Genomic DNA, 23536 nt, shown 5'->3' with positions numbered 1-23536 from the left:
AGGACGTCAGACCGGTCGGACGACGGCTGTCGCGATCGCGGCGAGCCCCTCGCCGCGGCCGGTGAACCCGAGACCGTCCGTCGTCGTGCCGGAGACCGCGACCGGGGCCCCGACGACGGCGCCGAGGGCGTCCTGCATCTCGGTCCGACGTGCGCCGATACGGGGGCGGTTCCCGATGACCTGCACGGTGACGGAGACAGGCACCAGACCGGCGGCGGCCAGCATCGCGACCGCACCCCGGACGAAGACGTCACCCGCCGCCCCGGCGTAGGCGGGGTCCGACGTGCCGAACGTCCCGCCGATGTCGCCGAGCCCGCCCGCCGAGAGCAGGGCGTCGCAGACCGCGTGCGCGACCGCGTCGCCGTCGCTGTGGCCGGAGAGCCCCGCTTCACCGGGGAAGTCGAGCAGCCCGACCCGGCACGGGGACGCCGCGTCGAACGCGTGCACGTCCACCCCGAGGCCGACCCGGGTGACCTCGGGGGTGGCGGCGCGGGCACGCACGATCGACTCGGCACGACCGAGGTCCCACGGGGTGGTGATCTTGAAGGCGTCGGCGTCGCCGGGGACGAACCGCACGGTGCCGCCCGCTGCCTGGAAGACCCCGGCGTCGTCGGTCTCGGCCTGCTGCGACACCGCGTACGCCTGCCGGAGCGCGGCGAGCGGGAACCCCTGCGGCGTCTGCACCCCGACGAGTGCCGCGCGGTCGACGGTCTCGACGACGGCGTCCCCGTCGACGCGCTTGATCGTGTCCGTGACGGGCAGTGCGGGGACGAACCCGGCACCCGCCCCGTCGTGCAGCGAACCGGCGACGGCGTCGAACACCCGCTCGAACTGGGCTGCCGGCGTCAGACAACGCGCCGCGTCGTGCACCAGCACCGCGGTGACGGAGTCCGGCAGCACGGCCAGGCCGGCCTCGACCGAGGCATGGCGATCCGCGCCTCCGGGGACGACGGCCGTGTAGGCGACCGCAGCCCCGGCGACGGACGCGACCACCTGTCGGCAGTCGTCGAGGAGCGCCGCCGGCGCGACCACCACGACGAGCGTCGGCGACGGCAGGGCGAACAGCGGCTCGAGCGCCCGCGCGAGCATCAGCGTGCCGGCCACGGGGACGAACGCCTTGGCCGTCCCGATGCCGAGCCGCGTGCCGGAACCGGCCGCAACGACGACGACCGCCCTGTCCACCCCGTGGGGGAACAGAACGGTCGAGGACGTGTTCAGTGGTTCGGTGCGCTCAGGAGGCGAGGACCTCGTCGAGGACGGTCGATGCCTTGTCCTCGTCGGTCTTCTCGGCCAGCGCCAGCTCGGAGATCAGGATCTGCCGCGCCTTGGCGAGCATCCGCTTCTCCCCCGCGGACAGGCCGCGGTCCTGGTCGCGGCGCCAGAGGTCGCGGACGACCTCGGACACCTTGATGACGTCACCGGAAGCGAGCTTCTCGAGGTTCGCCTTGTAGCGACGCGACCAGTTCGTGGGCTCTTCGGTGAAGGGGGCACGCAGGACCTCGAACACCTTGTCGAGGCCTTCCTTGCCGATCACGTCACGGACTCCGACCAGGTCGACGTTGTCCGCCGGGACCTCGATCGTGAGGTCACCCTGGGTGACCCGCAGCTTCAGGTAGACCTTTTCCTCACCCTTGATGACGCGCGTCTTGACTTCAGAGATGGTTGCCGCCCCGTGATGGGGGTAGACGACGGTCTCGCCGACCTCGAATTGCATGTATCAGGCTCCGTTCCGAGACACCCAGTTTACCACAAGCGTTGTTCGGGTAAGGGGCGCCTAACAACTGGCACCCCCGCTGATCGGTAGGATGGTGCCGGACCGTCCGGTCCACAATCGTGATCTTCCGGAGGAATCTCTTGCGAGCTCGGGTACTCGTGTCCGTCGCCGTTGCGGCAACCATCGCGCTCGGCGCCACCGGCTGCGAGTTCATGTCGCCCGCACAGACGACGGAGATCAAGCAGATCACCGACGGCGTGAACGTGTCGACCGGCAAGGTGGACATCCGCAACGCGCTCCTCATCGCGGACGACGCCGACGGCGCCCGGTTCGTGGGCACGATCGTGAACAACGCCGAGCGGGACGACATCACCCTCTCGATCGAGGTCGGCGGGGACACCCAGACCGTCGCGGTCCCGGCGAACACGCACATCGACCTCGGCGGGGCCGCGGAGCCCTCCGAGCAGGCCACCGCCTCGACGGAAGAGGGCGACGGCACCACGCAGGGCACGGCCGCCGGCGACTCGCGCGAGGTCGTCTTCGACGACGCCGACACCAAGCCCGGCTCGCTGGTCAAGGTCTACTTCTCGTACTCGGGCGCCGAGGGCGTCTCGGCGAGCGTCCCGGTGCTGACCAGCCAGCAGGAGGAGTACGCGACGCTCGCGCCGACCTCCTCGCCGGAGCCCACCAGCGAGGTCACCCTCCCGGTCGAGACGCCCGCGGCCACGCCGACGGACGACGCGACGCAGGACGCCGGCAACTAGCAGCAGACGCACGCACAGGAGGCGCGGTGCCGGTCCCTGGGACCGGCACCGCGCCTCCTGTGCGTCAGCCGACCTCGCGTCAGCCGACCTCGCGTCAGCCCTCGATGCGGTAGCCGAGCCCGCGGACGGTCACCAGGATCTCCGGCGCGCTCGGCACGCGCTCGATCTTCGAGCGGATGCGCTTGATGTGCACGTCCAGGGTCTTCGTGTCGCCGAAGTAGTCGGAGCCCCACACCCGGTCGATGAGCTGCCCCCGGGTGAGCACGCGCCCGGCGTTGCGGAGCAGCAGCTCGAGGAGCTCGAACTCCTTGAGCGGCATCGGCGTCTCCGAGCCGTCCACCGCCACGGTGTGCCGCTCGACGTCCATCCGGATGCCACCGACCTGCAGGATCCCGCTGTCCGCGGGGTCGTCCTCGGTCCGGCGACGCAGGACCGCACGGATGCGGGCGAGGAGCTCGCGGGTCGAGTACGGCTTCGTCACGTAGTCGTCCGCGCCGAGCTCCAGCCCGACGACGATGTCCACCTCGGAGTCCTTCGCGGTGAGCATGATGATCGGGATGTTCGAGCGGGTCCGGATCTGTCGGCAGACCTCGGTGCCGGAGAGTCCCGGCAGCATCAGGTCGAGCAGCACCAGGTCGGGGTTCTCCGCGTCGAACTTCGACAGCGCGGTCACGCCGTCCGCAGCGACGGAGGTGTCGTACCCCTCGCGCTGCAGCAGGAACTCCAGGGGCTCGCTCAGGGCCGGCTCGTCGTCGACGATGAGGATCTTGGTCACGATGGCTGCTCTTCCAGTTGCTCTTCGAGTGCTGTGGTCAGTTCCGGGTCCGCCTCGGGCAGGCGGATGGTGAAGGTCGAGCCCTTGCCGGGCTGCGACCAGACGCGCACGTCCCCGCCGTGGTTGCCGACGACGTGCTTCACGATGGCGAGGCCGAGGCCGGTGCCGCCCGTGGCGCGCGACCGGGCGGGGTCGACGCGGTAGAACCGCTCGAACACCCGGTCGAGGTCGGCCTCGGGGATGCCGACGCCCTGGTCGGTCACCGCGATCTCGACGAAGCCCTTCGCGGACCGGACGCCCACGCCGACGCGGGTGTGGTCCGGGGAGTACTTGACCGCGTTGGCGATGAGGTTCGACACCGCGATCTGCAGCAGGGCGGGGTCGCCCATCACCCGCAGCTTCGACTTCTTCGCCCGCACGAGTTCGATGTCCCGGGCGCGGGCGACGATCTCGTTCGCGTCGACGGCGGCCTGCACGATGCGGTCGATCGACGTCTCCTCGCTGTTCTCCAGCGTGTCGACGGACTGCAGCCGCGAGAGTTCGATGATGTCCTTCGTCAGGGCGGCCAGCCGCTCCGACTCGGTGACGAGCTGCGCGGCGAACTTCCGCACGTGCTGGGGTTCGTCCGCGGCGGCGACGAGGGTCTCGGAGAGCAGGCCGATCGCGCCGATCGGGGTCTTCAGCTCGTGCGAGATGTTCGCGACGAAGTCCCGCCGGACCTCGTCGATGCGCCGGGTCTCGGTCAGGTCGTCGGCCGTGACGAGCACGTACCGGTTGCCGAGCTGCGCGGCGCGGAAGCTCAGGTAGCCGATCTGGTCGCTGCCCCGACCACGGGGCAGCTCGAGGTCCTCGGCGCCCATCTCCCCGCTCTTGCGCACGCGGTCGACGAGGTCGACGAGCTCGCGGTGCACGAGCTTCCGCCGCACCACCAGCCCGACCGTCAGTGCCTGCGGCGAGGCAGCGACGACCGTGTTCGAGGGGTCGACCACCACGGCCGGGTTGTGCATCGTGGCGATGACCGCGGCGACGCCGTCGGGCAGGGTGCGTTCCGCCACGTCGGCAGCACGAGCCGTGCGCTCGGCGGTGATGATCAGCACCACGACGCCTGCTCCGAACACCCCGCCGAGGAGCATCGACAGTGGCACGAGCCACGCGTTGTCCATGCCGTCAGTGTAGGGATGGTCATGCGGGGTTCCGGTACCGTTCACCGTCTGCGGAAGGCCGGATCGCGAAGCGTTCAACCGCACGTCACCGTTCGTTCACCTGACGTGACGACACTCGACCGGTACGCAGAGAGAGGTACTCCCCCATGCGCGAAGTCTTCCAGCAGGAACTCCAGGACGTCCAGGAGCGACTGACCGAGATCGCCGGGCTCGTCGAGTCCGCCATCACCCGAGCCACGCAGTCGTTCAGCGAGTCCGACGTGTCCCTCGCCGAGGAGGTGATCGCCGACGACGCCAAGATCGACGAGGCGGCGAACAGCCTCGACGAGATCGCGATCGACATCCTCGCGCGTCAGGCCCCGGTCGCCCGCGACCTCCGCGTCGTGGTCACGGCCCTGCGCGTCAGCTCGTCGCTCGAGCGCATGGGCGACATGGCCGAGCACATCGCCCAGCTCACCCGGCAGCGCTTCCCCGAGAAGGTCGTGCCGAAGGGCCTCCGCGGCACCTTCAAGAAGATGGGCCAGCTCGACGTCGCGATGGCGCAGAAGCTCACGCGACTGCTCGCCACCGAGGACATCGCCCTCGCCGGCGAGATCCGCGACGAGGACGACGCCATCGACGAGCTGCACGCGAGCGTGTTCGACTTCGTGCTCGGCGAAACCTGGAAGGGTGCGCCGATCGACACCGTCGACGCGACCCTGGCATCGCGGTACCACGAGCGCTTCGCGGACCACGCGGTCTCGATCGCCAAGAAGGTCGAGTACCTGGCGACGGGTGACTGGGCCGGCGCGTCCTCGGTGACGGTGTCGCCCGCCTGACCCGACGCTGCGGTGTCACCGAGCCGGACGGACCACACGGTCCGCCCGGCTCGCTGCGTTCCGCTCGGCTCGCTGGGGTCTGACAGGATCGAGGCATGGCCCAGGTCGCGATCATCGTCAACGGCATGCCCGGTTCCGGCAAGAGCACCATCGGTGCCGCCCTCGCCGAGGTGCTCGGCTGCCCGTTCCTGTCGAAGGACCGGATCAAGGAGCCCCTCGCCGACCTCGTCGGCCCGATGATCGCGTCGCGTCCGCTCGGCGCCATCGCGATGGAGACGATGTGGTCGATGGCGCAGGCCGTCGAGAACGGGGTCGTCCTCGACGCCGTCTGGCTGCCGTCGCGGGACCGCGGACTCCTGGAGGCGCGGCTCGCCTCCGCCGGGTCGCCGCGCGCTGTCGAGGTGTGGTGCGACACGGACCGGGCCACCGCCGAGGAGCGGCTGCGCGACCGGTACGACCCGGGCACCGTGCCGGTGCGCCACGAGGTGCACGGGGACCTGGCCGACGTGCTCGCGTTCTGGGACGAGCACGGCGACGCCGCCCGCCCGGTCGGCCTGCCGGGCGTCCCGGTGGTCCGCGTCGACACGACGAAGCCGTACGACGTCGGCGCCCTGGTGCAGGAGATCGCCTCCCACTTCGTGTGAACGCGCGGAACGCCCCGCCCGGTCAGTCCGGGCGGGGCGTTCGTGTGTGCAGCGCTGCGCTGCTACTTCTTGGCGCCCTGCGCGGCCACGGCGGCGGCTCCGGCCGCGGCGGCCTCGGGGTCGAGGTAGTACGCCGGCTTCGTCGGACGGAAGTCGTCGTCGAGCTCGTACACCAGCGGGATGCCGGTCGGGATGTTCAGGCCGGCGATGTCCTCGTCGGAGATGCCGTCGAGGTGCTTCACGAGCGCCCGGAGCGAGTTGCCGTGCGCCGTGACGAGGACGGTCTTGCCCGCACCGAGGTCCTTCGTGATGTCGGACTCCCAGTAGGGCAGCAGGCGGTCGATCACGAGCTTGAGCGACTCGGTGCGGGGCAGCTGGTCGCCGAGGTGAGCGTAGCGGCGGTCCCCGAACTGCGACCACTCGGCGTCGTCGGCGATGGGGGGCGGCGGCACGTCGAACGACCGGCGCCACTCCATGAACTGCTGCTCGCCGTACTGCTCGAGCGTCTGGGCCTTGTCCTTGCCCTGCAGGTCGCCGTAGTGGCGCTCGTTGAGGCGCCAGTCGCGCTTCACCGGCAGCCACGCCAGGTCGGCCTGGAGCAGCGCGATGTCGGCCGTCTGGATCGCGCGGGTGAGGAGCGAGGTGTAGAGGACGTCGGGGACGATGCCGGACTCGGCGATGAGGTCGCCGGCGCGCTTCGCCTCCTTCTCGCCCAGCTCGCTGAGCCGGACGTCGACCCAACCGGTGAACAGGTTCTTCTGGTTCCAGTCACTGTTGCCGTGACGGAGCAGGACGAGCGTGGAGGTCATGCCCCGAGTCTACCGAGCGCCGTGCAGCCGGTCCCCGGACCCGTACCCTGGTCGGCATGCCCATCGGGAACGTGACGCGCGGGACGACCGGGTACAACCGGCTCCGCCGCGTCGACCGGTGGATCGCCACGCTGCCGGTCCTCCGCCGGAGCGCCGACCCGCTCGTCGCCGACGTCGGGTACGGGGCCTCGCCGACGACGACGCTCGAACTCCGGGACCGCCTGGCCGCCGTCCGCCCCGACGTCGAGGTCACCGGCATCGAGATCGAGCCGGCCCGGGTGGCCCTCGCGAACGCCGGCACGCGGGACGGCGTGACGTTCCGGCTCGGCGGGTTCGAGACACCGACACCGGGGAACCGCCGGCCCGCCGTGATCCGCGCCTTCAACGTGCTGCGGCAGTACGACGAGTCCGCGGTGGTGGAGTCCTGGCGGATCATGCAGGACCGCCTGCAACCGGGCGGCGCGCTCGTCGAGGGGACGTGCAACGAGGTCGGGCGGGTGGCCTCGTGGGTGACGCTCGACGACGTCGCACCACGCACCTTCACGGTGTCGCTCCGGCTGGCGGGGCTCGACGTCCCCTCGGTCGTGGCCGAACGGCTGCCGAAGGCCCTCATCCACCGGAACGTTCCCGGCGAGCGGGTGCACGCGTTCCTCGGCGACCTCGACCTGGCGTGGGCGGTCGCGGCGCCGCTCGGCACGTACGGCCCCCGGCAGCGGTGGATCGCGACGGTCCGGGGCATGCGGGACCGGGGGTGGCCGGTGCTGCACGGGGTGACGCGGTGGCGGCTCGGCGAGCTCAGCGTCCCGTGGGCCGCGGTGGCCCCGGCCTGACCGGCCGGCGCGCGCCGCGGGACCACGAGACTCGGCCCGGCGGACAGTTTCGTGGCCCTGATGGCGCGAACGTGTCCGCGGAGCCGAGACTCGGGGCCGGGCGCCGGCGAACCGCGCGGGCTACGAGCGGCGGACGGCGCCGAGGCGGGGCAGGCGCGGGACGTCGGCGGTGGCGCCGGCCCCCGGCGGCACGATGACCTCTTGCGTGGCGGACACGACCACGTCGTCGGCGCTGAGCGTCAGCGTGGCGGCGGGGTCGAGGGAACGCTTCACGACCGCGAGCCCGATCGGCCCGAGCTCGTGGTGGATCCCCGACGCCGTCAGCCGCCCGACCTCCTTCTCGCCCGACACGACCGGCGTCCCCGGAGCCGGCAGCACGCCGTCCGACCCGTCGAGGTGCAGCATGACGACCCGGCGCGGCGGGTGTCCGAGGTTGTGGACCTTGGCCACGGTCTCCTGCCCCCGGTAGCAGCCCTTCGACAGGTGCACGGCGGAGCGGAGCCAGTCGAGCTCGTGCGGGATCGTGCGCTCGTCGACGTCGGACAGCGAGGGGCGCCAGGCGGCGATGCGCAGGGCCTCGTACGCGAGGAGTCCCGCGACGGGCTCGTCCGACGCGGCGATCGCGCCCGCGGTGCCGGGGGTGACCACGGCGATGCGGAGGGTCCAGTCGGAGGCGGGGTGCGCCTCCTGGTCGGCGTAGCCCCACCCGCCGGGCGTGACGGACGCCCACGGGTCGACCCACTCGGCGACCGGGGTCTCGGGCAGGTCGGTCGACGCGAACGGCGCGGACTCGCCGAACCAGCCGATCGTCGCGAAGTCCGCCGAACGGTCGGCGACCTCGACGCGCAGCATGAACCGCATCGAGTCGAGCCAGGCAGCGAGCGGTGCCGCGTCGGCGGGCTCGGTCAGCAGCCACGCCACCGACCCGTCGTCGACGACGCGCGCCGCGTGCTCGACCCGACCGGACTGGTCGAGCACGAGCGTCTCGGTGCTCACGCCGGCGGCGAGCCCGGTGAGCAGCTGCGAGGTGATCGAGTTGAGCCACGACAGACGGTCCGGGCCGGTGACGGTGACGACACCGAGGCCGAGTTCGACGACGGCACGGCCGCGGGCGAGCAGACGCTGCTCGCCGAGCGGGTTGCCGAAGTGCGCGGCGGGGCCGGATTCCGTCGCCACGAAGCCGGCGCGGCCGGCGAAGGCGGACATCAGTCGACCTTCGCGAGCTGCCCCGAGGCGTGCGAGGTCAGCTCCTTGCCGAGTGCGGCGATGTCCCACGCCCAGAAGAGCTTGCCCTCGACCAGGCCGTAGAGCCGGGTGGCCGCGGAGTAGTCCTTGGCGTTCGGCGAGCGCATCACGGCGTCGGTCGCGAGGTCGATGCGGCCCTTGCGGACCCGCCCGACGTAGAGCTCGTTGACGCCGGTGGGGTGGATGATCGCCGCTTCGACGTCGAAGCCGTCCGTGGTGTTCCGCAGCGCCTCGACGCTCTCGACGGTGCCGAACGGCGTCGGCCCCTCGCCGAGGAGCATCGCCGGGCCGCGGTCACCGGGCTCGGACGGACGGTCGATCCGCCAGTAGCCCATCTCGGCCGCGAGCGGGGTGTGCTCGTCGTCGAGCAGCCACGTCGTGGAGGAGTAGTTGAGGTAGGGCAGACCGTCGTGGCTGAAGCTCACGCGCTGGCCGAACTCGTACTTCCGGGGTTCGTCCTCGTCACCGACGGGGTACTCGACCACACCGGTGCCCTCCCAGACGCCGACGAGCCACGACAGCGGGACGAGTTCCGGCGCGAGGCCCTCCGGCAGTTCGATCAACGCTGACCCTTGAACAGCTTCACGACGACGGTCACCGAGACGAACGCGATCGCGAGCGACGCGAGGCCGAGCAGGCCCACGTAGAAGAGCTCGAGCGCAAGCAGCGAATCCATGGCTGGAGTCTACGCGTCACGCCTGACGGCGCCAGGCGGACGGCGGCGCGTCAGCGCACCAGCAGGACCACCGCGGTGACGAGCACGACGACGAACGCCCCGGACGACGCGATGCTGATCCGCTCGACCAGCCCGTCCTTCGTCGCGGTGATGAGCTGCAGCACGAAGCTGACCAGCACGCAGAGCACGAACACGAGCAGCAGCCACGCGAACGAGTCCTTGTCGGTGAGGGTGAGGACGAGCACGGCGCCGACGACCGCGAGCAGCCAGACCGGCAGCACGGACGTCAGCCGGAGGCGGCGCTGGTCGGTGGGCTGAACAGGCTCGGTCACGCGCCCCATCATGACAGGGCCGCGTGCCGAAGGTGCCCGGAACGCGTCCCCGACCGTCCGGCCGGGAGGGATGCTTCCCGAGCATCACTAGGATGTGTGCACGACTCCCCCACGCCCTGGAGGTCCTGTGGCCCAGCTCCTGGTACTCACCTCAGCCGCGCCCGGCGACGTCCTGCCGAGCCTCGGACTGCTGAGCCACCGGATCCGCCACGTCCCCGCCGAGGCCGCACAGCTGGTCAACGCCCCGCAGAGCGACCTCATGTTCGTGGACGCCCGGACGGACCTGGCGAGCGCCAAGGCCCTGTGCAAGATCCTCGCGACGAGCGGCTCGACGACGCCGATCATCCTGGTCGTCACCGAGGGTGGTCTGACCGCGGTCAACAGCGAGTGGAACGTCGACGACGTCGTGCTCGAGACCGCCGGCCCGGCCGAGGTCGACGCCCGCATCCGTCTCACGGCCGGACGCGCGTCGAAGAACCAGACCGGGTCGAAGATCCAGGCGTCCGGTGTCGTCATCGACGAGGCCAGCTACTCGGCGAAGGTCCGCGGTCGGCCGCTCGACCTCACCTTCAAGGAGTTCGAGCTCCTCCGCTTCTTCGCCACGCACCCCTCGCGGGTCTTCACCCGCGAGCAGCTCCTCAGCGAGGTGTGGGGCTACGACTACTTCGGCGGCACCCGGACGGTCGACGTGCACGTGCGGCGCCTCCGCGCGAAGCTCGGCGACCTCGAGTCCCTCATCGGCACGGTCCGCAACGTCGGGTACCGCTTCAACGTCTACGACGACGAGGCCGACCGGCTCGCGGGCCAGTAGTGGTCGACCTGTCGCGCTTCGTCGTCACGGGCGAAGCACCGCCGTTCTCCGACCAGACCCTGGTCGACGTGCGCGCCGGTCGCGCGACCGTGCTCGGCGACGAGCACGGGGTCGCCGTGGTCCGTGACGGCGAGCTGGAACTCGTGGTCGCCCAGGAGGCGCGGGGCCGCGGTCTCGGCACCGCCCTCGCCCGGCAGGCGCTCACCCCGGGCGGCGGGGCCGCTCCCGTGGACGGGCCGGCCCCTCGGCTCGCGTGGGCGCACGGGGACCACCCCGCTGCCCGAGCACTCGCGGCCCGCTTCGGCTGGACGGCGGTCCGCACGCTCCTGCAGCTCCGCGCCCCGATCGCGTCCGTCGCCCCCGACCCCGCGGTGCCGACCGGCTGGTCCCTGTCGTCGTTCCGGACGGGCGACCCCGCCGACGAGGTCGACTGGTTGACGCTCAACGCCGCCGCGTTCGCGCACCACCCGGAACAGGGCCGGATGACGCTCGACGACCTGCGCGCCCGCGAGGCCGACGGCTGGTTCTCCGGCGACGACCTGCTCCTGCTCCGCGACGACTCCGGGCAGCTCGCCGGGTCGTGCTGGCTCAAGGTCGAGGGCGACACCGGCGAGTTCTACGCCGTGGCCGTCCGTCCCGACCTGCAGGGCCGGGGACTCGGCGGCGTCCTGATGCGCGCGGGGACGGCACGCCTGACCGGCCGGGGCCTCTCCGCCGCGGCGCTCTACGTCGAGGGCGACAACGCCCCGGCGCTGGCCCTCTACCGCCGATCCGGGTTCGAGCAGTACTCGATCGACGTCCAGTACGCGGCCGGCTGACGCTCCTCCACACGGCGTCGTTCACCGCCCGTTTCCACAGCGTCCACGTGCGGCCCTCCTGGCGCAGGGGGCGGGTGGCAGGATGTGGGCATGGACACCGAACCGCAGCTCGACGGCGACTCCGTCGCACCGGACCTCGACGACTTCGACGAGGTCGTCGAGATCGAGCACGAGTCGCTGCCCACCGACCGCTACTTCGACCGTGAGCTCAGCTGGCTCCGGTTCAACCAGCGCGTGCTCGAACTCGGCGAGGACCGCACGCAGCCGCTCCTCGAACGGGCGAACTTCCTGGCGATCTTCGCGTCCAACCTCGACGAGTTCTTCATGGTCCGGGTCGCCGGCCTGAAGCGCCGCATCGACACCGGCATCGCCGTGCCGACCAACGTCGGTCGCGCACCGAGCGACGTGCTGCGCGACATCGCGACGAAGGCGCACGAGCTGCAGGACCGCCACGCGCAGGCGTTCATCGGGTCGCTCAAGCCGGACCTCGACGCGGCTGGCATCCACATCGAGCACTGGTCCGACCTCGACGAGGCCGACCGGCTCCGGATGCGCGAGTACTTCAACGAGCAGATCTTCCCGGTGCTCATGCCGCTCGCGGTCGACCCGGCGCACCCCTTCCCGTACATCTCCGGGTTGTCGCTCAACCTCGCGGTGCGCGTGCGCAACCCGAAGTCGCAGCGGCAGGAGTTCGCGCGCCTCAAGGTGCCGCAGAACTTCTCGCGGTTCATCAAGCTGCCGGACGACGACTCCGGGCTGCTCCGCTTCATCCCCCTCGAAGACCTCATCGCGAACCACCTCGACGACCTCTTCCCGGGGATGGAGGTCCTCGAGCACCACGTGTTCCGGGTCACCCGCAACGAGGACGTCGAGATCGAGGAGGACGAGGCCGAGAACCTCATCCAGGCACTCGAGCGCGAGCTGCTCCGTCGTCGGTTCGGGCCGCCCATCCGTCTCGAGATCACCGAGGACATGGACCCGGTGACGCTCGACCTGCTCGTGCGCGAGCTCGACATCACCGAGCAGGAGGTGTTCCGCCTGCCGTCGCCGCTCGACCTCGGCGGCCTGTTCGAGATCGCCAAGATCGCCCGCCCGGACCTGCACTACCCGAAGCACGTGCCGACGACCCCGGTGCAGTTCCAGCCGGGCGAACCGAACACGAAGCCGGACCTCTTCCGCGCGATCGCGGCCAAGGACGTCCTCGTGCACCACCCGTACGAGTCCTTCGCGACGAGTGTGCAGGCGTTCCTCGAGCAGGCCGCGGCCGACCCGAACGTGCTCGCGATCAAGCAGACGCTCTACCGCACCTCGGGCGACAGCCCCATCGTCGAGGCGCTCATCGACGCCGCGGCCGCGGGCAAGCAGGTGCTCGCGCTCGTCGAGATCAAGGCGCGCTTCGACGAGCAGAACAACATCACGTGGGCCCGCAAGCTCGAGAAGGCCGGCGTGCACGTGGTCTACGGCCTGGTCGGGCTGAAGACGCACTCGAAGCTCGTGCTCGTCATCCGGCAGGAGGGCGGCACGCTCAAGCACTACAGCCACATCGGGACGGGCAACTACAACCCGAAGACCTCGCGCATCTACGAGGACATGGGGCTCTTCACGTCGGACGACACCGTGGGCAAGGACCTCACGCGCCTGTTCAACGAGCTGTCGGGCTACGCGATCGAGAAGAAGTTCAAGCGTCTGCTCGTCGCGCCGCTGCACCTGCGGAAGGGCCTGCTCAAGCGCATCACGACCGAGGCGGACAACGCTCGAGCCGGCAAGCCCTCGGGGATCCGCATCAAGGTCAACTCGATGGTGGACGAGCAGATCATCGACGCGCTGTACCTGGCGAGCCAGGCCGGTGTGCCGATCGACGTCTGGGTCCGCGGCATCTGCTCGCTCAAGCCCGGCATGGAAGGCGTCAGTGACACCATCCGGGTGCGCAGCGTCGTCGGCCGGTACCTCGAGCACTCGCGGGCGTTCGCGTTCCACAACGACGGTGACCCGGCCGTGTTCATCGGCTCGGCGGACATGATGCACCGCAACCTCGACCGCCGCGTCGAAGCGCTCGTGCGGCTGTCCGACCCCGGCCACGTGAACGAGGTCCACGAGATGTTCGACCTCGCCATGGCGGACACGACGAGCTCGTGGCACCTCGAGTCGGACGGCGAGTGGACGCGCCACTCGACGGACGAGGACGGCCGACCGCTCGATGACGTGCAGAATGTCCTCATGCGGAAGATCTCGGCGCGGAAGCGCTCCACTCGGTGAGCGGCGGCTCCTCAGGGCCGGTCGTCGCTGCGGGTGCCGTCGTCTGGCGTGAACAGGACGGCGTCCCTCTCGTGCTGCTCATCCACCGCGACCACCACAAGGACGTCTCGTTCCCGAAGGGCAAGGTCGACCCGGGCGAGAGCGTCCCGACGACCGCCGTGCGCGAGATCGACGAGGAGACCGGCTACCGCGTGCACCTCGGTGCTCCCCTGGGCACGGCCGAGTACGTCCTGCCGAGCGGCCGCGACAAGGTGGTGCACTACTGGTCCGCCCGCGTCCCCGCGAAGGAGTACGAGCGCGCCGGCAAGTTCCGCCCGAACGACGAGGTCGCCTCGGTCGAGTGGGTCACGCTCGACGACGCCCGGCACCGACTGACGTACGAGCGCGACGTCGCGATCCTCGACCGGTTCGCCGACCGGGTCGCCGCCGGGGAACACCGCACCTTCGCCCTCATCGCCCTCCGGCACGCCAAGACCGTCCCCGGCTCGGAGTGGAACGGACCGGACGCCACCCGTCCGCTCCTGCCCGTCGGCCGGTCGCAGGCGAAGTCGGTCGCGTCGCCGGTGGCCGCCTTCGGTCCGAAGAAGATCGTCAGCAGCACCGCGGCCCGGTGCCTCGCGACGGTCGAACCGCTCTCCGACCGGACGCACCTCGGGGTCTCGAGCACGCCGGACATCAGCCAGGACGCCCACGACCGGGGTGCCGCCGACGTCAAGGGCGTCGTGCAGAAGCGCCTCGACAAGGCGAAGACGACGGTCCTGTGCTCGCACGGGCCCGTGCTGCCGGACATCATCGCCCGCATCGCGACCGCCACGGCCGACGAGTCCGGCCGGTTCGACCTCCGTCGTGCCGCGATGCTCTCGGTCGGCGACTTCTCGGTGCTGCACATCGCCGACGGCAGGCTCGTCGCCGTCGAGACGCACCGCAACCCCGTCTCGGCGTAGGCCGGGCGCCCGGGCCGAGCCGCGCCTCCAGGCCTCTGCGGTGTGCATGCGCACGCATGCGCCCGCGCACGGCGCGGCGTTCCCGATCCTGCACCCGCGCGCGCTCCGACGCACGGCGCCCCGTCCAGGACAACCCCTCGTTCACCTCCCGTTCACCAGGGCGGGTGATCCCCGTCACCTCGCGTCCCTACAGTCGCTCCCGGGTCAGCACCGGCCCACGGGACCAGCAGCGGTCCCACCTGCACTGACATTCCCGAAGGGACCCCTGTGAACATCAAGCGAATCGGTACGGTCGCGGCAATCGCGATCGCCGGCGCGGTCGTGCTCTCCTCGTGCGCGGCGAACGAGGACGCGGGCAACACGCCCTCGTCCAGCTCGAGCTCCGGCACCGACTACTCGAAGCTCTCGGGCACGCTGACCGGCTCGGGTTCGTCCGCCCAGCAGACGGCCGAGGCCACCTGGGCCGCTGGTTTCCAGAACGTCGCCTCCGGCGTGACGGTCAACTACTCGCCCGACGGTTCGGGCGCCGGCCGCAAGAACTTCATCTCGGGTGCCGCCGACTTCGCCGGCTCCGACGCCGCGCTGAAGGACGAGGAGCTCGCGGGCTCGTTCGCCCTGTGCGCCGCGGACTCGAAGGCCATCGACATCCCGGTCTACATCTCCCCGATCGCCATCGCCTACAAGGTCGACGGCGTCAAGGACCTCACGCTCGACGCGAAGACCATCGCGGGCATCTTCTCAGGCAAGATCACGAAGTGGAACGACTCGCAGATCGCCGACCTCAACAAGGACGCGACCCTGCCGGACGCGAACATCACGGTCGTGCACCGCTCCGACGACTCGGGCACCACGCAGAACTTCTCCGAGTACGTCGCGGCGAACGCCAAGGACGTCTGGACCGAGGCCCCCAGCCAGACCTTCCCGTACCAGGTCGGCGACAGCGCGAAGGGCACCTCGGGTGTGGCCTCGGCCATGGCCAGCGCCTCGAACGCCATCACCTACATCGACGACTCCGGCGCCGGTGACCTCGACAAGGCCAAGCTCATGGTCGGCGACAAGGCCACCGAGATCTCCGCCGAGGGTGCCGCCAAGGTCGTCGCGGACTCCGAGACGGTCTCCGGCCGCGCGGACAACGACCTCGCGATCGACATCAACCGCACCGACACGGCCGAGAACGCCTGGCCGCTGGTGCTCGTCTCCTACGCGATCGCCTGCCAGGAGTACAAGGACGCCGACAAGGGCAAGCTCGTGAAGGGCTACCTCGACTACGTCGTCTCGAAGGACGCGCAGGACGCCGCCGCGAAGGAGGCCAAGTCGGCCGCCCTCTCGACCGACCTCGCCGAGAAGGCCGCGAAGGCCGTCGCCTCCATCAAGTAAGACACCCTGAGCGCCCGGACGCCGGTCCCACCCACCTGACCGGCGTCCGGGCCCTCGCCGGTCCGCTCCACGCTCCGAGCGGACCGCGCACCACCGGACACCCCCGACCCGTCGCCTCCCCCGGCGTTCCTCCGACAGGAGTCCCATGACGACCGCACCGGCCCAGCCAGTGGCCCCCGTCACCCCCAAGCCGAAGCCCGTCGTCCGCATCGGCGACCGCGTCTTCTCCGCCGCGTCGGTCATCGCCGGCGGGCTCATCCTCTTCGTGCTGGTGCTCGTCGCCGCCTTCCTGGTCTGGCAGAGCATCCCGGCGTTCTCCGCGAAGGTCGGCGAGCTGCCGAACAGCGCCACGAACTTCTGGGACTACGTCGGCCCCCTCGTCTTCGGCACCGTCTGGTCCGCGCTCATCGCACTCGTGATCGCCGTGCCGCTCGCCCTCGGGATCGCGCTCTTCATCTCGCACTACGCACCGCGGCGACTCGCCCCGGTGCTCGGCTACGTGATCGACCTGCTGGCCGCGGTGCCGTCGGTCGTCTACGGCCTCTGGGGCATCGTGGTGCTGGCGCCGTTCGTGAAGCCGTTCTACGTCTTCCTGAACACCTACCTCGGCTGGATCCCGCTGTTCTCCGGGCAGGTGTCCGGCACGGGTCGCACGATCCTCACCGCGTCGATCGTCCTCGCCGTCATGGCCATCCCGATCATGACCGCGGTCATGCGCGAGATCTTCCTGCAGGCACCGCGCCTCAACGAGGAAGCGGCCCTGGCCCTCGGCGCGACCCGGTGGGAGATGATCCGCCTGTCGGTCCTGCCGTTCGCCAAGTCCGGCATCGTGTCCGCGATCATGCTCGGCCTCGGTCGTGCGCTCGGCGAGACGATGGCGATCGCGCTGGTGCTGTCGGTGTCGACGAACGTCACCTTCCAGATGCTCACGTCGCTGAACCCCTCGACGATCGCGGCGAACATCGCCCTGCAGTTCGCCGAGGCGTCCGGCACGGCCCTGAACGCGCTCATCGCGTCGGGTCTGATCCTCTTCGTCATCACCCTGGTCATCAACATGCTCGCGCGGTACATCGTCCGCAAGCGAGTGAGCTGAGAGGTACGACCCGATGTCCCTCGCCATCCGTCAGTCCGGCGTCGCCGGCAACGTCTACGCCAACGGCAAGCTGCACAAGTCCGTGCCGTGGCTGCTCCTCGTCGGCTCCTGGGTCGCGCTGATCCTCGTCTTCGCCCTGCTCAACGCCGGCGGCGCGGTCAAGGACTTCAACGTCGTCGCGGCGCTCTTCCTCGGCACGGTCCTGTTCGACGTCCTCATCGTGGTCGTCTCGCGCATCGTCGAGGGTGGTCGCAAGGCCGTCGACCGGCTCATCACCTCACTCGTCATCACGGCGTTCGTGATCGCGGTCCTGCCGCTCGTCTCGCTGCTGTACACGGTGCTCGCGGACGGCCTCGCCCGCTTCGACGTGGAGTTCTTCTCGTACTCGATGCGCGGCGTCATCTCCGAGGGCGGCGGCGCGCTGCACGCCCTGATCGGCACGCTCGAGATCACGCTGTTCGCGGCCCTGATCTCGGTGCCGATCGGCCTGCTCACGTCGATCTACCTCGTCGAGTACGGCACGGGCGCCCTCGCCAAGGGCATCACGTTCTTCGTCGACGTGATGACGGGCATCCCCTCGATCGTCGCGGGCCTCTTCGCGTACTCGCTCTTCGCGCTGTTCCTCGGCCCGGGCGCCCGCTTCGGCCTGGTCGGCTCGGTGGCGCTGTCGGTGCTGATGATCCCGATCGTCGTGCGCTCCACCGAAGAGGTCCTGAAGATCGTGCCGATGGAGCTCCGTGAGGCCTCGTACGCACTCGGCGTCCCGAAGTACCTCACGATCCTGAAGGTCGTGCTCCCCACGTCGCTCGCCGGCATCACCACCGGCGTCATGCTCTCGATCGCCCGTGTCATCGGCGAGACCGCCCCGCTGCTGGTCACCGCCGGGTTCACGGCGAGCATGAACTACGACCTGTTCAAGAACCCGATGATGACCCTGCCGGTGTTCGCGTACACGCAGTACTCGCAGCAGGGCGCCAACCCGGTGCCGTTCGTCGACCGGGCCTGGACGGCAGCCCTCCTGCTCATCCTCATCGTGATGCTGCTGAACCTGCTCGCCCGCTTCATCACCCGCCTCTTCGCCCCCAAGCTCTCGCGCTGACGCGCGGATCCACCCACCCCGAAGGAACACAGTGTCCAAGCGCATCGAGGTCGACGGCCTCAACGTCTACTACTCGAAGTTCAAGGCGGTCGAGGGCGTCGACATGACGATCGAGCCCCGCACCGTGACCGCGTTCATCGGTCCGTCCGGCTGCGGCAAGTCCACCTTCCTCCGCACCCTGAACCGCATGCACGAGGTCATCCCGGGCGCCTACGTCGAGGGCTCGGTCAAGATCGACGGCGACGACCTGTACGGCGCGGGCGTCGACCCGGTGCTCGTCCGTCGCCAGGTCGGCATGGTGTTCCAGCGTCCGAACCCGTTCCCGACGATGTCCATCAAGGACAACGTGCTCGCGGGCGTGAAGCTCAACAACAAGCGCCTCTCCCGCTCCGAGTCGGACGACGTCGTCGAGCGGTCCCTGCAGGGCGCGAACCTCTGGAACGAGGTCAAGGACCGCCTCGACAAGCCCGGCATGGGGCTGTCCGGCGGCCAGCAGCAGCGCCTCTGCATCGCCCGGGCGATCGCGGTGCAGCCGGACGTGCTCCTCATGGACGAGCCGTGCTCGGCGCTCGACCCGATCTCGACCCTCGCGATCGAGGACCTCATCGAGGAGCTGAAGAAGGAGTACACGATCGTCATCGTGACCCACAACATGCAGCAGGCCTCGCGCGTCAGCGACAAGACGGCGTTCTTCAACATCGCCGGCACCGGCGCACCCGGCAAGCTCATCGAGTTCGACGACACCGCGACGATGTTCTCGAACCCGTCCGTGCAGGCCACCGAGGACTACGTCTCCGGCCGCTTCGGGTGATCGTCGTCCGCCCGTGCGGACCCTGAACGACAAGACCGACGTCGTACGACGTCGGTCTTGTCGTTCGTTGTGCGCGCGGGCTGTTGCGGGCGCAGGATTGCGACAACGCGGTCGTCGTACGACAGCGGCGATGTCGTTCCGGCTCCGTAAGCCGCGGCAGCCAGGAGGCGCGTCCCACCGCCCACAGGCAGGTCACGAATCACCACCACCCGCAGGGAACGACGAACTCCCCGCCCGCGGACCGTGCCACGCGAGCGGGGAGACGTGCGAACCAGTGCCCGGGTCAGGCCGAGGTGGTCGGGACCGCCATGATCGGCGTCGTCGTCGGCTGGTCCGAGCCACCGGCGGGCTCCACTGTCATGCCGATCGTCGCACCGTGCGACAGCGACCCCTTGAGGACCGCCGAGTGCACCCCGGAGGACACCCCGTCCATCAGACCGGCAGCGTTGATCTTGCCGCCGGTGCCCTCGGAGCCGATGTACCAGAGTTCGTAGGTCTTGCCCTCCGGAGCCGCGGGGACCCCGTCGAGGATGACCGCGGACTTGCCGACCTCGTTCGACCAGACGACCGTGGCCGTCCCGCCGCCCGCGACCTTGGCGGTGCTGCGCTGGAAGTCCGACGCGGCGTAGATCCGGTCGAGTCCGCCGGAAGCCTGGGTCGTACCAGGGCCGGGCTCGTTCGAGGGCGTGAAGGACGTGCCGACGCCGAGTCCGACGCCGAGGAAGACCACGGCGACGGCGGCCGCGGCGGAGAGTGCCGCTGCCGGACGCTGGAACCAGCGACGGCGAGCCTTCTCCGCAGCCGCACCACCGGCGGACGTGAGGTCCGTGGCGGGGGCGAACCGCGCCTCCTGGCCGGCATCGCCGACCGGCGCGTCAGCGACCGGAGCGGTCGTGGCAGCCGCCTCGGACCGCGAGGCCACCGGAGCAGCCTGCGGGGTCGATGCGATCTGGGCCATCAGCGACGCCTTGAGCGACGAGGGCGGCTCGATCGGGGTGACGGCGTAGGCGAGCTGCAGCGCGGTCTCGCGCAGCGAGTCCGTCTCGGCCTGCAGCTCCGGCGAGGTGGCGAGCGTCGAGTCGAGCAGTGCCCGCTCGTCGTCCGACAGCGCGTCGAGGGCGTGTGAACCCGTCAGCAGTGCGGGGTCGTCGTGTCGTTCGGTCATGATGTCACCCCCATCTCGTCGCGGAGTCTAATCATCCCGTCACGGAGACGGGTCTTGACGGTGCCGATCGGGACACCGAGGTGGTCGGCCATCTCGCTGTGCGAGTAGCCGCCGTAGTACGCGAGTTGGACTGCCTGGCGCTGGAACTCGGTGAGCTTCGCGAGCGCCCGGCTGACGCGTTCGTGTTCGATCCGGATCTCGACCGACTCGGAGACCTGGTCGAAGCCGGCCTCGAAGTCGCGGATGCCGATCTTCGTGTCACGGTCGTGCGAGGACTGCGATGCCCGCACCCGGTCGACCGCTCGGCGGTGGGCCATGGTGAGGATCCAGCTCGCTGCGGTGCCGCGCTTGCGGTCGTAGCGGGTGGCTTGCTGCCAGACCTCGAGGAAGACCTCTTGCGTGACCTCTTCCGACTGCGCGCGGTCCCGGAGGAGCCTGGTCACGAGGCCGAGCACGCGGCCCGAGAGCACGTCGTACAGCTCGGAGAAGGCTGCCTGGTCGCCGGTCGCCACGCGGGTGAGGAGGTCGTCTGGGGACGCCTGAGCCGGCTCGGTCGAGCTCCAGCTCTCGGTGTCACTGTCCACGATGGCAAGCATTGCAGGTTTCCCTCCTCTCGGTTGCGATCTGGCTGTGAGTCCTGTCCGACCACGCGTTCGGGTCTCGTGGTCGGACAGTGGTGCAGGACAGCACGAGGGCCCGCGTGACCCGCAGGGAATTGACCGCCAGGGAGCGGACCGGGTCTCGCGGGACCCTCGCTGTCGTGACCGGCTCATCGCCTGTCACGGTGATGATTCGGCACCCTCGCCCAACCGGATTGGAGCGGTTCTCACGGCTTGTCGCTGGGGCGCGCTCGGGGCACGCCCGGCGTCGGTTCTGTCCACCGAGAGTGAACAGGGTCGTGTGCACGGCCGCGGTCTCGTAGAATCGATGTCGCCGGGCCGCAGCAAGCCCCGGGCTCCAAAATTCGCCGCTTCGAGCGGCCTCGCGCCGAGAGGCGCTTCTGCGGCCCGGTTCTTCTCTGCCCGCTTCGTGCCTCGTGCCCGCTTCTCGGGTGCGCGTTCCGTGCGCGCTTCTCGGGTGCGCGTTCCGTGCCCGCTTCTTGCGTGCGTGTCGCGTGCCCGGTGGGCGTCGTCGCGGTCGGGCCTGGAGGCGCGGTGCGGGTCCGCCCCGCGGCCCGCTCAGTCCAGGCTGTCGCGACGCCAGAGCGACGCCGCCTCGGTGAGGTCGGCCGCCAGTTCCGACAGGCGCAGCGCGCGCGTCGTGAGCTCGGACGCCCGGTCCCCCGCCGTGAGGTCCGCGTCGTCCGCCACCGCGGTCGCCCCCGCTGCCGTGAGCCGGCAGAACGCGGCACCACGGTCGAGCGCCACCGCGAGGTCACCCGTGTAGAGGCCGTGCAGGATCCGGTCGGCCAGCGTCAGGATCTCCGCCGGTCCGGTCGGCTGCTCCGCGCCCGCGACGGCCTGGTCGATCGTGCCGATCCGCTCCGTGCCGCGCGCGAAGAGGTACGCGATCTCCTCCGGGTTCTGCCGGATGACGGTGCGGACGAGGTAGATCCGCCACAGTGCGCCCGGGAGCGTGTGCGCCCCCACCCGCGCCCACAGCTCGGCGATGGCGTCGATGCCGTGCACGTCCGTGTAGGTCACCAGGCGCTCGACGACCGCCGGGTCGGGATCCTGACGCACGCGGTGGAGCAGGGCGTTCGCGGTCTCGTGCGCGACGCGGTTCACCACGGCCGGGTCCTCGCCGCCCTGGATCGCGGCGAACTCCTGGTCGGTGAAGTGGACGGGACGGTGGTGATCGCGAGGCACCGCGTCAGTGTAGGCACGGCCGGTGACGCGCCCGCCCTCCGTTCGCCCAGAACGCAACCGCTCCGTCGCGCGTACGGTGTCTGATCGGGAGGCGCTCCTCCCGCACGCGAAGGAAGAGGACTCCCATGAACCCCCTGCTCATCATCCTGGCCGTGATCGCGGTCATCCTGCTGTTCGTCGGTGGCTTCACCGCGAGCCTGAAGTTCCTGCTCTGGGTCGGCCTCGTGCTGCTCATCGTCGCGGTCGTGCTGTGGCTCGTCCGCACGCTCACCGGGCGTCGCAGCTGACCCGTCCCCTCGGTTCTTCCCGGAGGCCCTCACCCGCTAGCCTTGCGGGTGAGGGCCTCTAGCTCAGTTGGTAGAGCACCGGACTTTTAATCCGAGGGTCGTGGGTTCGAGCCCCACGGGGCCCACCGAACGTGACCGTTCCTTGGCTTGGCCGGGCTTCCCGTAGGATCGTCGGCATGCGCGATCGCCCAACCGGCAGGATCGGCTCACTGGACGGACTCCGCGGCGTCGCTGCCGCCGTCGTCGTCGTCCACCACGCCTTCCTCTCGATCCCGACCCTCTCGGACGGCAACTACCGCCGTGACGTCCCCGACTGGGCGAGCTGGATGGTGTACTCCCCCGCCCACCTCGTGTGGGCCGGCAGCGAGGCCGTCTTCGTCTTCTTCGTGCTGAGCGGCTTCGTCCTGACCCTCCCGGCCCTCCGCCGGTCGCAGGACTGGATCGCCTACTACCCGAGCCGGCTCGTCCGCCTCTACCTGCCGGTGGTGGCGTCGATCGCGCTCGCGCTCGTGTTCTTCTTCCTCGTTCCCCGGCAGGACCAGCCGCACCAGTCGTTCTGGATCAACCGGCACGCCGAGCCGTTCACCCTGCACGGACTCGTGAACGACCTCACGCTCCTCGCTCCGACGCTCGTGAACAGCCCGCTCTGGTCGCTCACGTGGGAGGTCCTCTTCTCCCTGCTGCTGCCGCTCTTCGTCTCGATCGCCGCGGTGACCCGACGCTGGTGGTGGGTGACCGCCATCGTCGCCGTCTTCCTGTCGGCCCTCGGCGAGTACGAGCACTCGAAGTGGCTGATGTACCTGCCGATGTTCCTGCTCGGCTCCGCGCTCGCGGCCGGCTGGGAGCGCCTGCCGGACGTCCCGACGCTGCTCGGCTGGGTCCTGCTCGTGGTGAGCCTCCTCGGCATCACCGTGAAGTGGTGGCTGCCGACGACGGCGTGGTGGTCGCCCGTGCTGCCCGCGATCATCCTCGCTTCGGCCGGCACGATCGTCGTGCTCGCCGGCAGGTGGTTGCCCGCCGAGCGCTTCCTGCTCGGTGCGATCCCCCGCGAGCTCGGGCGGCTCTCGTTCAGCCTCTACCTCGTGCACGAGCCCATCACGGTGACCGTCGCGAACCTCCTCCCGCGTGCCCTGCCGTCCTGGCTGGTCCTCGTCGCGATCCCGATCGGCATCGGCGTCGCCTACGTGTTCTCGCGGCTCGTGGAACTGCCGGCGCACCGCTTGGCGAAGCACATCGCGAAGTCGCTCTCGAGCCGTCCACCCGTCCCGCAGGCTGTCTGACGGTTCAGCACCTCGCC

The 23536-nt window shown here is 70.3% G+C and carries 25 protein-coding genes and 1 tRNA gene; 15 read left to right on the top strand and 11 right to left on the bottom strand.

Annotated elements, in window-relative coordinates:
• Window positions 1–6: 6 nt before the first annotated feature.
• Together ispD and ACEN8D_RS13745 are read right to left on the bottom strand one after the other, a co-directional pair.
• The gene (ispD, locus tag ACEN8D_RS13750) at window positions 7–1182 is read right to left on the bottom strand and encodes a 2-C-methyl-D-erythritol 4-phosphate cytidylyltransferase (RefSeq protein WP_413399492.1); all 1176 of its coding nucleotides are present in this window, start codon (window positions 1180–1182) and stop codon (window positions 7–9) included.
• A 49-nt stretch (window positions 1183–1231) separates the two neighbouring features.
• Window positions 1232–1714: a CarD family transcriptional regulator gene (locus ACEN8D_RS13745; RefSeq protein WP_017888066.1), complete on the bottom strand. Its 483-nt coding sequence runs from the start codon at window positions 1712–1714 to the stop codon at window positions 1232–1234.
• 158 nt (window positions 1715–1872) lie between these two features.
• On the opposite strand from ACEN8D_RS13745, the gene ACEN8D_RS13740 reads away from it, so the two are divergent.
• Complete coding sequence (locus ACEN8D_RS13740) at window positions 1873–2478, top strand: hypothetical protein (protein ID WP_413399493.1); 606 nt, start codon at window positions 1873–1875, stop codon at window positions 2476–2478.
• Window positions 2479–2572: 94 nt separating this feature from the next.
• Here the strand turns inward: ACEN8D_RS13740 and ACEN8D_RS13735 are convergent, their stop codons facing one another.
• Window positions 2573–3253, bottom strand: coding sequence for a response regulator (locus tag ACEN8D_RS13735; protein WP_022906624.1), 681 nt, complete (start codon window positions 3251–3253; stop codon window positions 2573–2575).
• Window positions 3250–4416 (bottom strand): sensor histidine kinase, encoded by a 1167-nt coding sequence (locus ACEN8D_RS13730; protein ID WP_229085273.1) that lies wholly within the window; start codon window positions 4414–4416, stop codon window positions 3250–3252. Before ACEN8D_RS13730 ends, ACEN8D_RS13735 begins: the two co-directional genes overlap by 4 nt.
• Before the next feature lie 146 nt (window positions 4417–4562).
• Here ACEN8D_RS13730 and phoU point away from each other — a divergent pair, with 146 nt between their 5' ends.
• The gene (phoU, locus tag ACEN8D_RS13725) at window positions 4563–5234 is read left to right on the top strand and encodes a phosphate signaling complex protein PhoU (RefSeq protein WP_309777147.1); all 672 of its coding nucleotides are present in this window, start codon (window positions 4563–4565) and stop codon (window positions 5232–5234) included.
• A gap of 95 nt (window positions 5235–5329) precedes the next feature.
• The gene (locus tag ACEN8D_RS13720) at window positions 5330–5878 is read left to right on the top strand and encodes a P-loop nucleotide/nucleoside kinase family protein (protein WP_413399533.1); all 549 of its coding nucleotides are present in this window, start codon (window positions 5330–5332) and stop codon (window positions 5876–5878) included.
• 62 nt (window positions 5879–5940) lie between these two features.
• Here the strand turns inward: ACEN8D_RS13720 and ACEN8D_RS13715 are convergent, their stop codons facing one another.
• Window positions 5941–6687: a phosphoglyceromutase gene (locus ACEN8D_RS13715; RefSeq protein WP_413399534.1), complete on the bottom strand. Its 747-nt coding sequence runs from the start codon at window positions 6685–6687 to the stop codon at window positions 5941–5943.
• A gap of 56 nt (window positions 6688–6743) precedes the next feature.
• Here ACEN8D_RS13715 and ACEN8D_RS13710 point away from each other — a divergent pair, with 56 nt between their 5' ends.
• Window positions 6744–7517, top strand: coding sequence for a class I SAM-dependent methyltransferase (locus ACEN8D_RS13710; RefSeq protein ID WP_495601036.1), 774 nt, complete (start codon window positions 6744–6746; stop codon window positions 7515–7517).
• A gap of 120 nt (window positions 7518–7637) precedes the next feature.
• Here ACEN8D_RS13710 and ygfZ read toward each other — a convergent pair whose 3' ends face one another.
• The 3 genes from ygfZ to ACEN8D_RS13695 all read right to left on the bottom strand — a co-directional run bounded on the left by ygfZ (window position 7638) and on the right by ACEN8D_RS13695 (window position 9770).
• Window positions 7638–8723, bottom strand: coding sequence for a CAF17-like 4Fe-4S cluster assembly/insertion protein YgfZ (gene ygfZ, locus ACEN8D_RS13705; RefSeq protein WP_309777149.1), 1086 nt, complete (start codon window positions 8721–8723; stop codon window positions 7638–7640).
• On the bottom strand, window positions 8723–9325 hold the full coding sequence (locus ACEN8D_RS13700; protein WP_071295875.1) for a heme-binding beta-barrel domain-containing protein: 603 nt from the start codon (window positions 9323–9325) through the stop codon (window positions 8723–8725). The genes ygfZ and ACEN8D_RS13700 overlap by 1 nt, the downstream gene beginning before the upstream one ends.
• A 163-nt stretch (window positions 9326–9488) precedes the next feature.
• Window positions 9489–9770: a hypothetical protein gene (locus ACEN8D_RS13695; protein ID WP_083403399.1), complete on the bottom strand. Its 282-nt coding sequence runs from the start codon at window positions 9768–9770 to the stop codon at window positions 9489–9491.
• Between the two features lie 127 nt (window positions 9771–9897).
• On the opposite strand from ACEN8D_RS13695, the gene ACEN8D_RS13690 reads away from it, so the two are divergent.
• From ACEN8D_RS13690 to pstB, 8 genes are all read left to right on the top strand, one after another.
• The gene (locus ACEN8D_RS13690; RefSeq protein WP_022906634.1) at window positions 9898–10581 is read left to right on the top strand and encodes a winged helix-turn-helix domain-containing protein; all 684 of its coding nucleotides are present in this window, start codon (window positions 9898–9900) and stop codon (window positions 10579–10581) included.
• On the top strand, window positions 10581–11399 hold the full coding sequence (gene mshD / locus ACEN8D_RS13685; RefSeq protein ID WP_413461684.1) for a mycothiol synthase: 819 nt from the start codon (window positions 10581–10583) through the stop codon (window positions 11397–11399). Before ACEN8D_RS13690 ends, mshD begins: the two co-directional genes overlap by 1 nt.
• A 90-nt stretch (window positions 11400–11489) precedes the next feature.
• A complete protein-coding gene (locus ACEN8D_RS13680; RefSeq protein ID WP_070417793.1) occupies window positions 11490–13655 on the top strand; it encodes an RNA degradosome polyphosphate kinase in 2166 nt (721 codons plus the stop codon).
• On the top strand, window positions 13652–14599 hold the full coding sequence (locus tag ACEN8D_RS13675) for an NUDIX hydrolase (protein WP_229085269.1): 948 nt from the start codon (window positions 13652–13654) through the stop codon (window positions 14597–14599). The genes ACEN8D_RS13680 and ACEN8D_RS13675 overlap by 4 nt, the downstream gene beginning before the upstream one ends.
• Before the next feature lie 267 nt (window positions 14600–14866).
• Window positions 14867–15976, top strand: coding sequence for a phosphate ABC transporter substrate-binding protein PstS (locus tag ACEN8D_RS13670; RefSeq protein ID WP_070417791.1), 1110 nt, complete (start codon window positions 14867–14869; stop codon window positions 15974–15976).
• Window positions 15977–16121: 145 nt separating this feature from the next.
• Window positions 16122–17069 carry a phosphate ABC transporter permease subunit PstC gene (gene pstC, locus ACEN8D_RS13665; protein WP_071302101.1) on the top strand — a complete coding sequence of 316 codons (948 nt, stop codon included), beginning with the start codon at window positions 16122–16124 and terminating at the stop codon, window positions 17067–17069.
• A gap of 13 nt (window positions 17070–17082) precedes the next feature.
• Complete coding sequence (gene pstA / locus ACEN8D_RS13660) at window positions 17083–18168, top strand: phosphate ABC transporter permease PstA (protein ID WP_070417789.1); 1086 nt, start codon at window positions 17083–17085, stop codon at window positions 18166–18168.
• 31 nt (window positions 18169–18199) lie between these two features.
• Window positions 18200–18979, top strand: a complete 780-nt coding sequence (gene pstB / locus ACEN8D_RS13655) for a phosphate ABC transporter ATP-binding protein PstB (protein ID WP_070417788.1) — start codon at window positions 18200–18202, stop codon at window positions 18977–18979.
• Window positions 18980–19262: 283 nt separating this feature from the next.
• Here the strand turns inward: pstB and ACEN8D_RS13650 are convergent, their stop codons facing one another.
• From ACEN8D_RS13650 to ACEN8D_RS13640, 3 genes are all read right to left on the bottom strand, one after another.
• Entirely contained in the window at window positions 19263–20144 is an 882-nt protein-coding gene (locus ACEN8D_RS13650) for an anti-sigma factor (RefSeq protein WP_309777156.1), read from the bottom strand.
• Window positions 20141–20740, bottom strand: coding sequence for an ECF RNA polymerase sigma factor SigK (gene sigK, locus ACEN8D_RS13645; protein WP_309777158.1), 600 nt, complete (start codon window positions 20738–20740; stop codon window positions 20141–20143). The genes ACEN8D_RS13650 and sigK overlap by 4 nt, the downstream gene beginning before the upstream one ends.
• A gap of 582 nt (window positions 20741–21322) precedes the next feature.
• Window positions 21323–21952 carry a DNA-directed RNA polymerase subunit beta gene (locus ACEN8D_RS13640; protein ID WP_070417785.1) on the bottom strand — a complete coding sequence of 210 codons (630 nt, stop codon included), beginning with the start codon at window positions 21950–21952 and terminating at the stop codon, window positions 21323–21325.
• A gap of 125 nt (window positions 21953–22077) precedes the next feature.
• On the opposite strand from ACEN8D_RS13640, the gene ACEN8D_RS13635 reads away from it, so the two are divergent.
• The 3 genes from ACEN8D_RS13635 to ACEN8D_RS13625 all read left to right on the top strand — a co-directional run bounded on the left by ACEN8D_RS13635 (window position 22078) and on the right by ACEN8D_RS13625 (window position 23519).
• A complete protein-coding gene (locus ACEN8D_RS13635) occupies window positions 22078–22239 on the top strand; it encodes a hypothetical protein (RefSeq protein ID WP_175473634.1) in 162 nt (53 codons plus the stop codon).
• Between the two features lie 52 nt (window positions 22240–22291).
• A tRNA-Lys gene (locus ACEN8D_RS13630) sits at window positions 22292–22364 on the top strand.
• Between the two features lie 51 nt (window positions 22365–22415).
• A complete protein-coding gene (locus ACEN8D_RS13625) occupies window positions 22416–23519 on the top strand; it encodes an acyltransferase family protein (RefSeq protein ID WP_309777162.1) in 1104 nt (367 codons plus the stop codon).
• Window positions 23520–23536 lie beyond the last annotated feature (17 nt).

This window comes from Curtobacterium sp. Curtsp22 (assembly GCF_059492135.1).
Note: the sequence above shows the minus strand (reverse complement) of the source record. Positions and strands in the feature narration are given on the sequence as shown.

Excerpts from the sequence above, each read along its gene's own strand:
- pstC (WP_071302101.1), top strand. The coding sequence starts at position 16,122 with ATGACGACCGCACCGGCCCAGCCAGTGGCCCCCGTCACCCCCAAGCCG.
- ACEN8D_RS13730 (WP_229085273.1), bottom strand. The coding sequence starts at position 4,416 with ATGGACAACGCGTGGCTCGTGCCACTGTCGATGCTCCTCGGCGGGGTG.
- ACEN8D_RS13715 (WP_413399534.1), bottom strand. The coding sequence starts at position 6,687 with ATGACCTCCACGCTCGTCCTGCTCCGTCACGGCAACAGTGACTGGAAC.
- ACEN8D_RS13650 (WP_309777156.1), bottom strand. The coding sequence starts at position 20,144 with ATGACCGAACGACACGACGACCCCGCACTGCTGACGGGTTCACACGCC.
- sigK (WP_309777158.1), bottom strand. The coding sequence starts at position 20,740 with ATGCTTGCCATCGTGGACAGTGACACCGAGAGCTGGAGCTCGACCGAG.
- pstA (WP_070417789.1), top strand. The coding sequence starts at position 17,083 with ATGTCCCTCGCCATCCGTCAGTCCGGCGTCGCCGGCAACGTCTACGCC.
- ACEN8D_RS13745 (WP_017888066.1), bottom strand. The coding sequence starts at position 1,714 with ATGCAATTCGAGGTCGGCGAGACCGTCGTCTACCCCCATCACGGGGCG.
- ACEN8D_RS13710 (WP_495601036.1), top strand. The coding sequence starts at position 6,744 with ATGCCCATCGGGAACGTGACGCGCGGGACGACCGGGTACAACCGGCTC.
- ACEN8D_RS13680 (WP_070417793.1), top strand. The coding sequence starts at position 11,490 with ATGGACACCGAACCGCAGCTCGACGGCGACTCCGTCGCACCGGACCTC.
- ACEN8D_RS13625 (WP_309777162.1), top strand. The coding sequence starts at position 22,416 with ATGCGCGATCGCCCAACCGGCAGGATCGGCTCACTGGACGGACTCCGC.
- ACEN8D_RS13635 (WP_175473634.1), top strand. The coding sequence starts at position 22,078 with ATGAACCCCCTGCTCATCATCCTGGCCGTGATCGCGGTCATCCTGCTG.
- ACEN8D_RS13720 (WP_413399533.1), top strand. The coding sequence starts at position 5,330 with ATGGCCCAGGTCGCGATCATCGTCAACGGCATGCCCGGTTCCGGCAAG.
- ygfZ (WP_309777149.1), bottom strand. The coding sequence starts at position 8,723 with ATGTCCGCCTTCGCCGGCCGCGCCGGCTTCGTGGCGACGGAATCCGGC.
- phoU (WP_309777147.1), top strand. The coding sequence starts at position 4,563 with ATGCGCGAAGTCTTCCAGCAGGAACTCCAGGACGTCCAGGAGCGACTG.